Below are 13,163 nucleotides of genomic sequence, written 5' to 3'. Positions count from 1 at the left end.
ATAGGAGCGCACGTCGATTTTTCAGTTGAGATGCAATACTCAGGTTTATGCTGCATCGTCCTTCCTCAGGTGAAGCTGCAAAAGAAGTAACTGTCGCCAAGGCGGCGGCACTGGACGAGATCGCCACCGAAGAGTTTGGTGATGCTGTCCGGCGCGGCGAACTTGCCAGAGGCAGGATCGAAGCCGGCGGCGCCCATGACGACCTGGGTTGGGTCGAAAACGATCGCGGACCAATTGTCCAAAATGCCCTGCGGATCGAAGGCGACACGCAGCGGTGGTCCTGAGTCGGCTATAAATCGGATGCGTCGCTCGGCCCGATGCTGGTCATCGGCTGGATTGCGCTGACCGGATACGGACGAAGCGATGATCGCTTCGTACTGGCTGCGGTTGTCCACCAGCCGCAGCCAGGCGCCAGCAAGAGAGCCTGTCGAGAAGGCAGGCATGCCGAAGGCAAAAGCGCCGAGGCCAAGAAGTGGAGCGACAACGATGTTGGCGATGCGGAGACCGACGGCCCGGCCCGGCCTCCTGGCGAGCCGAATACCTTGAAGCAAGAAGATCGCAGTCCCTACAAGCAGGGTGAGGACCAACGCCGGCAAAGCCACGATCATTACGAAACCGGCGAGCGCTCCCGCCAGGCTTGTGGCAGCGCCAAGGCCAAAACTCGTCGCGAGTAGTACTGAAAAGAACAGCGCTGCTTTGAGTTCGATCGAAGCAGGAGGCCTCCCTCGGAGGCGTTCAGCGTTTGCGCTCATGGCCGATCTCCAGAGCCACGCGAGATCCGCGCCAGATGGGGACTGAACGCTGCGACCACCGACAAGAGAGCAAGCAGCGCGGAGAAGCTGGCGAAAGCTGGAGTGACGCCCCAACGATCGACCATGACGCCAGCGATCAGCGCCATAAGAGGTGTTGCCACCAGCGCTGCGGCTGTTGATGCGCCGATCACGCTGGAACGGATCGAGGCAGGCGCGCGGCGCATGATAATGGTCCGCACCAATGGTGCGAGCGCGCCCGTGGCCAAGCCAAGGATTGCTCCCGCGACGAACAGCGGCAGACCGGAGCCTGTCACAGCCATGAGGATGAGACCGATGGATGTCCCGGCAAGGCTGGCAAGGACAACCAGGCGGCGATCGAGGTGTGGCCCCCAGCGAGCAAAGCTCAAAGCTGCGACTGCTGCGGCGCAGCCTGCGACGGTGAGGAAGGCACCGAGATTAAGCGCCGTCTTCCCAGCGCTTCCGAACAGGGCGGGCATGACGACGGCATTGAGACCGCCGAAGACGGCGACCACCGCCATCGACAGAATGAGCAGGAGCCGCAATGCCGGATCGTCGATGAGGAAGCGGGCGCCGTCCAGGAAGCCGATTGACTTGCCGTTGCTGGGCCGGGATCGCTTTGGAAACGATAACCAGGCGAGGGTGGCGGCGATCAGGGAGCAGGATGCGGTAATAAATAGGGCGGGCGCGATCCCAAAAAGGCCGATCACGACGCCGGCGATCGGCGGCCCGAGGATTGTGGCGCCGTTTTCAATCAACTCGTCGATGGCCGTCACGCGCTCAAGGGGGATATCGGCGAGCCGCGCGAGTTCGGGATAGCGGCCATCGCTTGCCGCCATGCCAGGTCCGTCGATGAGGGCGCCGAGCGCCGACAGCGCTATGACGATCCCGATCGTTATGTGTCCTGTCAGGAAAAGCAGCGGGATGGTCGCGACACTGGCGGCGCTGACCATGTCGGCAGTTACAACCATGGCGCGCGTACCCAGGCGGTCGATCAGCGGTCCGCCGAACAGCGATCCGAGCGCCAGCGCGCTCATGCTGGCTGCGGCCGCAACGCCCATCCATGTGGCGCTGCCCGTGAGCGACAGGATGAACCACGGCAAGGTCAGGCCGGCTATGGCATTCCCGAAGATCGAGAATGCGCCTGCCGCCATTACGCCAAACAAGGGCAAGCGCCGCCGCAATGTTACGCCCGCATCGTTTTGGGTCATGGCGCGAGAAAGCGTTTGACGAGACGGGCGAGGATATCGTGGTGCGTCCTGGGATCAAACGGGCGGCCAAGGACGACATGGCCGATTGCCCCTTCGGCAATAGCAATCAGCCAGAGCGCGGCCTTCTCGAAATCTAGATCAGGATCGACCGTGCCTTGCCCGACGCCGCGCTCGAGAAGCGCGCAGAAGGCTTCGATCATCAGCACTTCGTGGCCGACGAACATGGCGGCCACCGCAGGGTTTCGGGTGGCTTCGGTTGCGATTTCCAGACTGAGGCGGGCGAAGATCGGATCGCCGGATTGGGTCAGCGAGGCGTCGAGGATGAACATGATGCCATCGATCGCATCGGCGTGCGCCTTTGCCTCCTCGAAGGTCATGGTCATGTCGCGCCGGTCGTATTCGGCAATCGCCTGCACGATCGCGTCCTTGCTCGGGAAATAGTAGAAGAGGTTGCCCGCACTCATGCCGGCAGCCTTGCAAATCTCGGCCGTCGATGTGGCGTGGATACCTTTCTCTGCGAAGCATTGCATCGCCGCCGCCACCACCTCCTGGCGGCGTGCCTCTTGCCGTTCGGGATCGGCTTTGCGCGCCATCTGGGCCCTCGCTCAATTAATAGTTTGACTGATCAGTCTAGAATACATCAGTCCTGAGCACCGTCAACCGGTTTGATGCGTTTTGATGAAGTAGGGAGGAATGCTCGAGCATCATCGCCTTCCTCTTCGGGGAACTATCCCGGCTCGGCGAATTTCCCTGGAAAAGCCAATTGCAAGATACCGGTGAAAGGCGCGAGGAAACGAAGTAGGTTCACCGAAGGCTCGAGTGGATGGCTAGCGTAGCCCCTCCCAAAAATTCGCCGACCGAGTGGTGCTCCCTATCAATGATGCCGTTATGGCACATTGGGTGGACATGTATTCCAGGTCGCCGTGACAGGGCTGGTTCTTTGATGACCGCACATGAAAGCGCCTGTCTAATGGCATCATTCGATGATTTCCGGTAACCATTCCGCGACGGTGGAATGGCGTATTATGAGTTCGCCGCTTATCGGATTCCGGCTCGGCGGCAAAGAAGGCGTTTCCAACTGCTGCGTGACCGAGCTTACAGTCTTTTCTACAATAGCATCAATGGGCTGTCGGAAGGTCGTGAGCGAGTAGTGCGGCCATCGCGCCAAAGCCACGTCGTCAAAGCCGGCAACAGCGACATCCTCCGGTACGCGCAGTCCGGCGCTTTCCCTCAGCGCGTCCATGCCGCCCGCTGCAAGAATGTCATTGGCGAAGAATATAGCATCCGTCTTCTCTCCGCGTGCGATTTCAAGCGCTGCCCGATGACCCGCCTCGTAGCTGTATTCCCCGGCGGCGACGCTGTGGATGAGCCGCATCCCAAGTTCCGCCACCCGTGTCACGAAGGCGTTTTGCCGCTCGAGATTGGTGGAGGTATGGGGCAGGCCCGCGACATAGGATACCCGGTGCCGGCCAAGTGCATGGAAGTGATCGGCAATGGCGCGAGCGCCCTCGACATTGTCACAGCTGACGGAGGTGAGGGGGAGATCGGGAATGGTGCGGTTCACAAGGACGGCGGCCCGTCCATCGGTTGCCCATTGCACCGAAGCGCCGGACAGCACGGTAGCTGAGATGATGATAACCGCATCCACATTGTACTGCCGCAGTGCGACGAGCTGCTCTTCGATATTGGAGCCGCGAGTGATGTTGAACATTAAGCTTTGGAGCCTGACCCGCTGTAGCCCGCGCGAGAGTTTTTCGATCAGTGTCGGATAAAACGGGTTCTGCATTTCGGAAACGACGATGCCGGCGATATTGCTACGCCGAGTTGAGAGCATGGAGGCAATCGCATTCGGCTGGTAGTCGAGTTCGCCGGCCGCCTTGAGAATCCGTTGCCGAAGCTCGGGAGAAATCGAGCTTCCCGGCGTGAAGGCCCGGGATACTGCAGACTGGCTCACACCCATCAGCCGCGCGAGCTCACGCGCCGTCAGCGGTTTGGTTCGAGGCGAGGCTATATTGTCATCGGCATTGTTCATCATCACTCCCTGTCGTGTTCTTGCCGCACGACCCGCAGCAGCATGAGCGGTATATCGCACAGACATGCATCCGTATGCAAATCGTCGCTTGCATACGGATGCAATGTTCCCTAACCTTGCTTCACAAGACGGGTAGAGGAGACGGTCTTGGTCTTGTCTACGCTTGTCTTTGGGAGGAGCTATGAGGGGCGCTTTCAGCCATCTGCGGGTGGTCGATTATTCCGATACATTGGCGGGGCAGTACTGCGCCCGGCTGCTTGCGGATTATGGTGCGGCGGGGATGCTGGGGGGGGGGCCGGAGGGGTCGCCAATCCGACGTTCTGCGCCATTTTCGCGAAGGGGGGGCTCGCTGCCGTTCTTCCACTTCAATTCCGGAAAGAGCTCTTATGTGCTTGATCGCGGCGATCCGGGAGCACGCGGCCGGCTCGACCTGATCCTTGCTGCGGCGGATGTAATCGTCGTTCCTCCAGATGAGGATCCAGACGAAATAAGCCAGAGCAATCCCAATGCAATCGTCGTGCAACCGAGCAGTTTTGGTGGCGACGGCCCACGCGCGGATTGGCAGGGGCCGGAAATCGTCCTTCAGGCTTTGTCAGGGATGATGCACAACAATGGCGCTGCCGATCGGGAGCCGCTGTTTGGGACCGGAAACCGCGCCGGAGTGGCGAGCGGTATCGGCGCTTATATCGGGGCCTTGGTGGCTTTGTATGCCCGTGAGGAGAACGGGCGCGGTCAGGTCGTCCGCATCGACGCGGCTGAGGCCGCCGTATCCATGTGTTTCCCCTACGTGATGCAGTACATCTACAATGGCACGACCAGGCGCCGGACTGAACAGGCTGTGCAGGCGGGGCAGGTCCTTTGCCGTGACGGCTGGGTTTGCATCTGGATCTATAATTTCCGGTGGCACGCCCTGCTGGAAGCGCTTGGCCTGCTTGAACTGGAACACGAAGAGCGCTTTGCCGATCCTGCCAACCGCCGCGCCAACTGGGACGCGCTGTTTTCTATCTTCCAGTCAAGGGTGGCTGAGATGGCAGCCGAGGATCTGGTGGAGATACTCCAGAAGGCGCAAGTCATTGCAGCCAAGGCATATCGGCCGTCCGAGCTGATCAGGAGCCGCCACCTCGTCGAGCGAGGGTATTGGGAAACACTGGATGGCCGGACCATTCTCGGGGCGCCGTTCCGTTTGTCGGCGACGCCGCGCCGGGTATGTGGTCTGGCCCCGCGCCTCGGTGATGCGGGCACCGGCGATGAAGGCAGCGCTCGGTTGCCTTCGGAAAAAGCGCCCCTGTCTGCTTCGGAACTCAAGGGTCGTCCCTTGGAAGGCTTGCGCGTCATTGAGCTGACTACCGCATGGGCAGGCCCGATGGCCGGACGAGTGCTTGCCTATTTTGGCGCCGAGTCGATTCATGTGGAAGCGCCGAACAGGGTCAATTCCTGGCGCCTCAACAAGGACGAGCCCAATCCGATCAACTTCCCTGCACGACAGCCAGGTGAGCGCTGGTACGACCGATCGTTCCTGTTCAACTCTCAAAATGTCAATAAACTCAGCTGTATTCTCAATCTGAAGACTGAAGAAGGCCGGGCGACGCTGCGTCGGTTAGTGTCGGTCGCGGATGTGTTGATCTGCAATTTTCGGCCAGGCACCCTTAAGAAGCTCGGTCTCGACTATGATGCTCTCAGAGCGATAAAGCCGGACATCATCGTCGCCGAACTGCCGGCCTTTGGTACAACGGGGCCGATGTCCGGCTATGCGGCCCTCGGCCCGACCATGGAAATGGCAGCGGGCATGTCGGCGATGATCGGCTATCAGGGCGGCCAGCCTGAGGTGACCGGACCGTCCTACCTGGATCCAATCGGCGGGTTTAACGCTGCTGCAGCGATCCTGACGGCGCTTATCCACCGCCAGAGGAGCGGCGAGGGCCAGTATGTGGAGGTTCCGCAGGTCGAAGCAGCGATGCACCTGATCGGCCCCGAAATCCTGCTTGCCAGTGAGACGGGGCAGGACCCGGCACCCAATGGTAATCGCGTCAGCTTTGCCAGCCCACATGATGCTTTCCCCGCCCGGGGCGACGACCAGTGGATCGTCATTGCGGCGCTTGACGAGGGCCAGTGGCAGACCCTGTGCCGGATCATGGGACGGCCGGAGCTTTCGGCGGATCCGCGTTTTTCCGATCTGGAGCGGCGGCGCGTCAATGAAGATGAACTCACCAGGCTCATTGCTGCCTGGACTGCGGGCGAAGACAAGCATGAACTGGCTGCGCGGCTGCAGGCTGCCGGCGTGGCGGCGGCGCCGGTGCAAACGCCCCGGGATCTAGCGGAAGATCCATATCTCGCCTATCGGGGTTTCTTTACGGAACTCCAGCACCCTGACGCGGGGCGGCACAAGCATCCGGGCCTGCCGATCCATCTCAGCGGCACTCCGGGGGCACAGCTGGCGTCGGCCCCGCCCTTCGGCTGGCATAACCGGCACGTTCTTGAGCACATCATCAAACTTCCGCCGGATCAGATCGCCGCCATCGAGACAAGTGACGCCATGGCGACCGAACCACTACAGGGAGCGTGAGCATGGATCAGCCGACGCAACTTTTCCCATGCTGCTTCGATGTCCGGATCCTCCTCGACGACGCGCCCCGTTACAAGGGAACGATCCATGACGACGCCGTCGCTCGAGCCCGAGGTTACAAGGCGGCCCTCATTCCCGGCGCCTTTGTTTATGGCCACATCAGCAGGGTGGCGATCGACAGCTGGGGTGCCGATTGGGCCGACCGTGGCGCCATCTCGGCGCGTTTTTACAAGCCCGTCTACAATCATGACGAAGTGACGGTTTCAGCCGGACCACTCACCGACGACGGAGTGTTTCAGCGCAGCATGGTCAGCGTCCGTAATGGGGACGGCCAGGAGGTGGCGAGCGGATGGGTCGCGCTGGCTCATGAAGCGGTTTCGCCGCCGGATCCGGCTCGATTGCAATTGCTTCCGACACCGCAAGATCCACCTGCTGTGAGTCCCGGCGAAATCCAGCCGGGCTCACCGCTCAAGAGCCGTGAGCGGGTTCTGTCGGCCGCAGACTTCAAGACCTCGTTGTCGGCATTTGCTGAAACCCACCCGATTTACGACGATATCGGCTTCGTCCATTCCGGGATGCTGATGCGCATGTCCATGGGTGACGCCAATTCAGGCTGGAAATTCCCGGCGGCCGTCGTCCTGGTCGAAGTGGAAACGCAGCATTTTGAGAGAGTTTATCCAGGTCAGTCGATCCGCACGGCCGGCCATGTGGCCGAAACATTCGAACGCAAGGGTAAGCACTACCTGGTCACCGATGAGGTTCTTCTCGCCGACGGTCGACCTGCTGCACGGTTCAGGAGGACGCAGATCTATGGCTGATGAGTTGAGCCGGACAGTAACAGGCCTGGTGGCATCCTATGCAACGACGGTGGGACACGAGGATATCGCCCGTTTCACGGGGCTGAGCGGCGACGACTACGAGGCACACACGGACGCCGGGGCCATGGCCGGGTCCCGGTTCGGCGGCATCATTGCCCACGGTGCGCTTCTGGTGGGCTACATGTCGGCAGCCGGTACCAAGGCGATCCGGGAGGCGCGGTTGCGGGGAAACACCACGGTCCCGGTCTCGCTGGGCTACGATCGGCTGCGCTTCGTAGCGCCAGTCTATCCCGGCGATAGGTTGACCGTCACCTATCGCGTGAGGGGGCTCGATCTCGAGCGGCAGAGGTCTGTTGCCGATATCGAGGTGACCAACCAGTCCGGCACCGTGGTGGCTGTCGCCGAACATCTGATGAAGTGGCTGCAATCATGAAGGCGCTCCCCACGGTATCGCTTGCATACGGATGCAAAGCCTGTATCCTAGGAGCAGACTTAGAGTGTGGCGCTGCGGGAGAGGCCCTGCTCCGAAGTGGGAGGTTTCGAAAGATGAACGCATCTTTGTCGCGCATGCATGCGCCACCGCTGTGGCTGCCATGACGGAGCGCAGACCGACAGAACGGCGGCAGGCTTTCGCGTGGTTCACCGCCGTATCGCTGCGATGGAACGACATCGACATCTTCGGGCATGTCAACAACGCCCGCTATTACGAGTTCTTCGACAGCACCGTGCTTGGTTTCCTCCATCAGAAGGAACTAGGGCTGGGCCGGGATGGCGGGGCAATGGTGGTGGTTGAGAATGGCTGCCGATTTCATCGCGAAATCATCTTTACCGACCGGCTCGAGATGGGCCTGCGAGTAGAGAGTATCGGGACCTCCTCGGTGCGATACAGGCTCGCCGCGTTCCTCAACGGGTCGGATGAGGCGACGGCCGACGGCCATTTCATTCACGTCTTCCTCGATGCCGCCAGCAAGCGCCCCGCGCCATTTCCGGCGTCGCTTCGGGCTCATCTTGAATCGATTATGACCCTACCAGCCTCAGGAGTAGCTCATGGGTAGAGCGTCCGTCATCAAATCCGTCGAGGCGTTCCAGGTCGCCTGGAATGGGGACGATCCGCCGGGACGGCGCAGTGCCATTGTGCGGATCACCACCGAAGAGGGGTTTGTCGGGTATGGCGAAGCTTCGCCGATGTTCGGCGGAGAGCACTCGCTTTGGGTGATACGCGACGCCGCGACCTCGCTGATCGGCGCAGATGTTCTGGATCACGCCGTCATCTACGACCGCCTGCTGCACCGCTATGTCAAGCTCGGTCCGGAAGGCGCCGTAACGGGCGCGCTCGCAGCGCTCGACATCGCGCTTTGGGACATCAAGGGCAAGCTCTTCGGTCTGCCGATATACAAGCTTCTGGGTGGTGCTTGGCGTCAAGAGGTACCATTCTACTCCTCGATCGGGGGCAATGCCAATCGCAGCGTCGACGAAACGGTGCGCGTAGTCGAACGGCGCTGGCGGGCGGAGAAGCCGGCGGCAATCAAGATTCGCTGGGACGGCGACCGCACCCGACAGGACTATGACATCCCGGGTGACATCGCCAAGGCAAAAGCCGTGAGGCAGCTTGTGGGTGAAACGTTCCCGCTCGCCTTCGACGCCAACAATCAATATTCGGTTGGCGGTGCCATCCGGGTCGGACGCGCGCTCGAAGAACTGGGCTATGTCTGGTTCGAGGAGCCGGTACAGCACTATGACGTGAGGGCTATGGGCGAGGTGGCGCAGCGGCTCGACATCACCGTGTCGGCGGCTGAGCAGACCTATACCACGCAGGCATTGGTGGACATCATCAACGCGGGCGTGCGCATGGTCCAACCGGACATCGTCAAGATGGGAGGTATCACCGGGCTCATGCAGTGCGCGGCCATTGCCTATGCACACGGAGTGGAATTGGTGCCTCACCAGACACAGCCGACGATCGGCCACACGGCCAACCTGCATGTGCTTGCGACGATCATGCATCTCACCAAGCCGGCGGAATTTGCCGACCCGGACACACGCATGCATCCGGCTTTCCGCAATCCACCCAAGCCGGTTGACGGCAAGTTCGCGATCCCGATCGGGCCAGGCCTCGGGTTGGAAGTGATAGGTGAGGAACTGGAGGCGCGCCGTGTTGGCTAGGCATTCCACACCATGGAGGGTCAACAGGCATGCCGGAGACTGCACCGCGACATAGGGCGTGACCCGTGATGGCGCAGGCGAGGGGCCGGCGCCGCATACAAGCTGGGAGGAGGAACCCCATGGCTTTGACAAGACGCAATTTCCTGGAACTGGCCGCGGCCACCACGGCACTCTCGGCGGTTGGCATCAGCGCTGCCCGGGCGCAGGATGTCGATACCTTGCGGATGGGCATTGCCGCCAATGGTCCGCGCCACTCAGATCCGAACCTGACGACGCAGGGATCGGACAATTGGGCCACAGAACAGATTTACGAGCAGCTGGTGCGCCCGGAAGATGGTCGTTTCGCGCTCACTCCGGATGAATACCTGCCGACGCTGGCCACCGAATGGACGCAGTCCAATGACGCCAAGGTGTGGACCTTCAAGCTTCGTCAGGGCGTGCAGTTTCATCGCGGCTACGGCGAGATGACCTCGGACGACGTTGTCTTCTCCTTCGAGCGAGCCATGAAGGAAGGAACCAATCGCACCATTTTATCAAACATCGACAGTGTGGTCGCAAACGGTCCCCACGAGGTGGCCATTCATCTCAAGCAGCCGGACGTAAACCTGCTCGGTACTTCGATCTTCAACAACAACACATCCATCGTCTCGAAGAAGGCCTATCACGAAATCGGAGCGGAGAAGTTTGCGACCGATGCGGTGGGAACCGGACCTTATGAACTGGTGAAGTTTGATCCGGAAACCGGAACGAGCCTCAAGCGCCACGAAGGTTACTGGGGCGAAAAGGCGAAAATCGCCAGGGTGGAATGCGTTTACATCGCCGACACCACGGCGCGGACGCTGGCGCTGCTTTCGGGCAATGTCGATATCATCGAGGCGGTGCGGGCGCCCGGATGGATCGATTCCATGCTGCAGCGCGACCCGACTCTCAAGATCGACATGACATCACCGGGCTCGTTCAACACGCTGCATGTGAACCTGACTCGTGCACCCTTCGATAACCTCAAGGTCCGCCAAGCCTTGATGCATGCGATCGATCGGCCCGCTGTGGCCCAGGCGCTTGCACCGATGGGAGGCACGATGGCAGGCCTGCAGCCTGATTTCTTCCCCGCCGGCTTCAAGACGGAGGACCTGCCACCGGAGCTGCAGTATCCCTACGATCCGGAAAAGGCCAAGGCGCTCCTTGCGGAAGCGGGGCATCCCAACGGCATCAGTTTCGACGCGCTTTGTAGCCAGCGCGAGGATTATTCCTCGACCATGCTGATCGTGCAGGAGCAATTGCGTCTTGCCGGCTTCAACATGAACCTGAAGATCATGGACCACACCGCTTACCACGCGGCAAACCGGTCGGATCAGAACACGCTTGCGATGCATTCGTCGAGCTATCCACCCATCCCGACACAGATCTACTTTCAGCAGCTGGCCAAAGCATCCGAGGTCAAGTCGGATGGCTCTGGGGGTGGCAATTACAGCCATTATGGCGCTGTCATGCCCGGTATCGACGACAAGCTCGCAAAGGCCCTGCAGGCGACGGACTACGATACCTACCTTGCGCTTTGCAAGGAGATCGAATTGCAGGTCCTGCGGGACCTTCCCTTGATCGGCCTGTCCTCTCTCGGCTTCACGGCGGTCCGCGCCGCCCGCGTCGATCTCGGCTACCCTGTCCAAAGCGGCTATGCGCGGTGGCGGTTCCATCGCGCGACCAAGACGGCCTAGTGCTTCCTCAACAATCTCGGGATCTTCGCCGAGGCGAGAATCCCCAATTTGGGTGATCCGCATGGCCCGTTACATCCTTCTTAGAATGGCTGACGCAATTCCGACGCTTTGGTTGGTGCTGACACTTGTCTTTATCGCGATGCGAATTCTGCCCGGTGACCCGGCGCTTGCGGCACTCGGGGACGCTGCTCTGCCAGAGCAGCTGGCCGAATTCCGCGAGCGCATGGGTCTGAACGTACCGCTTTGGCAGCAGTATCTGAATTTCCTCGGTGGCGTGTTGACCCTCGATTTCGGACGATCGCTCCTATCCAACACGCCGGTGGTCACCCTGATCGCCCAGAACCTTCCTTACACGATAGAACTTACCGTTGCGGCAATGCTGATGGGAATCATCGCGGGCATTCCACTCGGGGTGCTCGCCGGCACCAACCGAAACAGGATCCCCGATACGGGCGTACGTGTTTTTTCGCTGATCGGCTACGCCATCCCCGATTTCTTCCTGGGGGCAGTCTTGCTGATCACCTTCTCGCTCAATCTTGGATGGTTCCCGATCAACGGCGCCGGCACGGACCTGGCGAGCCGTATCCACCACGTCTTTCTTCCGGCACTCACGCTTGCCTTCGTCAAGGCGGCCTTTCTTGGTCGACTGACCCGCACCAGCCTGCTCGAGGTCCTCGGACGGGATTACGTGCGCACTGCCCGGGCCAAGGGCGCGAGGGAGAGCCGGGTGATATACCGACACGCTCTTCGAAACGCCCTCCTGCCGATCTCGACAGGGCTCGGACTAAGCCTCCTGTCGACGCTTTCCGGATCTGTCGCCATCGAGCTGGTGTTCAACAGGCCGGGCATTGGCCGTTTGCTGATCGATGCCATTGCCCAGCGCGATTATGCCGTGATCCAGGGCGGGGTTCTGGTTTTTGCCGGCTTCGTCGTACTCATCAATCTGCTGATGGACCTAGTCTACGTTGTCGTCGATCCACGTGTGCGGGTGAAGTAAGATGTCGCTCTTTACAGAAGAAACTCTCCGCGTTCCGGCTGTTGAGCCAGGCGTCTTCACCAAGGCCAGGAAGATCCTTTTCGGCCGAGCCGAGACTGTCTTTGCTACCGTCATTATCGTGGTGTTCGTCCTGGTCGCGCTGTTGGCCCCTTGGCTGGCACCCTATGATCCGTTGGCCCAGTCAATCATCAAGATCAACCGCCTGCCCAGCCAGGACAACTGGCTTGGGACTGATCAGTTCGGGCGCGATGTGTTGAGCCGGCTCATCTATGGATCGCGCAATTCACTGCTTTTCGGCTTCATCTCTCCGGTTCTGGCGGCTTTGTTTGGTACGATACTCGGCGTGATCGCCGGATATTTCGGGGGTATCGCCGACCGCCTGATCTCTCGTCTCATCGACCTGCTGCTGGCATTTCCGGAATTGCTGCTTGCGATCTTGATCGCTGCGGTACTGGGCGGTGGCTTCTGGAACATCATTGCGGTGATCACAGTGGCCTTCATTCCAGGCTTTGCGCGCGTGGCCAGAGCCCAGACGCTGTCGATCAAGCAGGAGCCCTATGTCGAAGCGGCAATCGCGGTGGGCGTCCGCACACCGGTCATCATCATCCGGCACGTCATCCCCAACATCATGGCGCCGATCGTCGCGCTGATGACGCTCTGGGTTGCGTCGGCGATCCGCATCGAAGCCTCGCTGAGTTTCCTTGGTATAGGTACCAGAGCCCCCAATCCGAGCTGGGGCAACATCATTCGTGACGGGCTCAACAGCCTTTTCGGCTCGCCGTGGCCAATCATCGGGGCGGGTATCGCCATCACGCTGGTAGTGCTGTCCTTCAACCTGGTCGGTGATGCCATCCGCGATGCACTCGATCCGTCGACGGCACGATAGGAGTAAGG

At 60.7% G+C, this 13,163-nt stretch carries 12 protein-coding genes; 8 read left to right on the top strand and 4 right to left on the bottom strand.

What is annotated here, in order from left to right; genetic code table 11:
* Positions 1 to 65: 65 nt before the first annotated feature.
* The 4 genes from YH62_RS07745 to YH62_RS07730 form a co-directional block, all read right to left on the bottom strand.
* Positions 66 to 752 carry a hypothetical protein gene (locus YH62_RS07745; protein WP_046793567.1) on the bottom strand — a complete coding sequence of 229 codons (687 nt, stop codon included), beginning with the start codon at positions 750 to 752 and terminating at the stop codon, positions 66 to 68.
* Entirely contained in the window at positions 749 to 1,981 is a 1,233-nt protein-coding gene (locus YH62_RS07740; protein WP_082118286.1) for an MFS transporter, read from the bottom strand. The genes YH62_RS07745 and YH62_RS07740 overlap by 4 nt, the downstream gene beginning before the upstream one ends.
* Entirely contained in the window at positions 1,978 to 2,574 is a 597-nt protein-coding gene (locus YH62_RS07735; protein ID WP_046793565.1) for a TetR/AcrR family transcriptional regulator, read from the bottom strand. Before YH62_RS07735 ends, YH62_RS07740 begins: the two co-directional genes overlap by 4 nt.
* 383 nt (positions 2,575 to 2,957) lie before the next feature.
* Positions 2,958 to 4,016, bottom strand: a complete 1,059-nt coding sequence (locus YH62_RS07730) for a LacI family DNA-binding transcriptional regulator (protein WP_170986307.1) — start codon at positions 4,014 to 4,016, stop codon at positions 2,958 to 2,960.
* 178 nt (positions 4,017 to 4,194) lie between these two features.
* Here YH62_RS07730 and YH62_RS07725 point away from each other — a divergent pair, with 178 nt between their 5' ends.
* The 8 genes from YH62_RS07725 (at position 4,195) to YH62_RS07690 (ending at position 13,155) form a co-directional block, all read left to right on the top strand.
* Positions 4,195 to 6,576, top strand: a complete 2,382-nt coding sequence (locus tag YH62_RS07725; RefSeq protein ID WP_082118284.1) for a CoA transferase — start codon at positions 4,195 to 4,197, stop codon at positions 6,574 to 6,576.
* Positions 6,577 to 6,578: 2 nt separating this feature from the next.
* Positions 6,579 to 7,394: a hypothetical protein gene (locus YH62_RS07720; RefSeq protein ID WP_046793562.1), complete on the top strand. Its 816-nt coding sequence runs from the start codon at positions 6,579 to 6,581 to the stop codon at positions 7,392 to 7,394.
* A complete protein-coding gene (locus YH62_RS07715; RefSeq protein ID WP_046793561.1) occupies positions 7,387 to 7,827 on the top strand; it encodes a MaoC/PaaZ C-terminal domain-containing protein in 441 nt (146 codons plus the stop codon). Before YH62_RS07720 ends, YH62_RS07715 begins: the two co-directional genes overlap by 8 nt.
* A 160-nt stretch (positions 7,828 to 7,987) precedes the next feature.
* Positions 7,988 to 8,449 carry a thioesterase family protein gene (locus tag YH62_RS07710; protein WP_046793742.1) on the top strand — a complete coding sequence of 154 codons (462 nt, stop codon included), beginning with the start codon at positions 7,988 to 7,990 and terminating at the stop codon, positions 8,447 to 8,449.
* Positions 8,442 to 9,557: a mandelate racemase/muconate lactonizing enzyme family protein gene (locus tag YH62_RS07705; RefSeq protein ID WP_046793560.1), complete on the top strand. Its 1,116-nt coding sequence runs from the start codon at positions 8,442 to 8,444 to the stop codon at positions 9,555 to 9,557. Before YH62_RS07710 ends, YH62_RS07705 begins: the two co-directional genes overlap by 8 nt.
* Before the next feature lie 119 nt (positions 9,558 to 9,676).
* Positions 9,677 to 11,272 carry an ABC transporter substrate-binding protein gene (locus YH62_RS07700; RefSeq protein ID WP_046793559.1) on the top strand — a complete coding sequence of 532 codons (1,596 nt, stop codon included), beginning with the start codon at positions 9,677 to 9,679 and terminating at the stop codon, positions 11,270 to 11,272.
* A gap of 61 nt (positions 11,273 to 11,333) precedes the next feature.
* A complete protein-coding gene (locus YH62_RS07695) occupies positions 11,334 to 12,269 on the top strand; it encodes an ABC transporter permease (protein WP_046793558.1) in 936 nt (311 codons plus the stop codon).
* 1 nt (position 12,270) lies between these two features.
* Positions 12,271 to 13,155 carry an ABC transporter permease gene (locus tag YH62_RS07690; RefSeq protein ID WP_046793557.1) on the top strand — a complete coding sequence of 295 codons (885 nt, stop codon included), beginning with the start codon at positions 12,271 to 12,273 and terminating at the stop codon, positions 13,153 to 13,155.
* Positions 13,156 to 13,163: the final 8 nt, after the last annotated feature.

It is taken from the genome of Rhizobium sp. LC145, assembly GCF_001005825.1.
Lineage (GTDB): Bacteria > Pseudomonadota > Alphaproteobacteria > Rhizobiales > Rhizobiaceae > Neorhizobium.
Note: the sequence above shows the minus strand (reverse complement) of the source record. Positions and strands in the feature narration are given on the sequence as shown.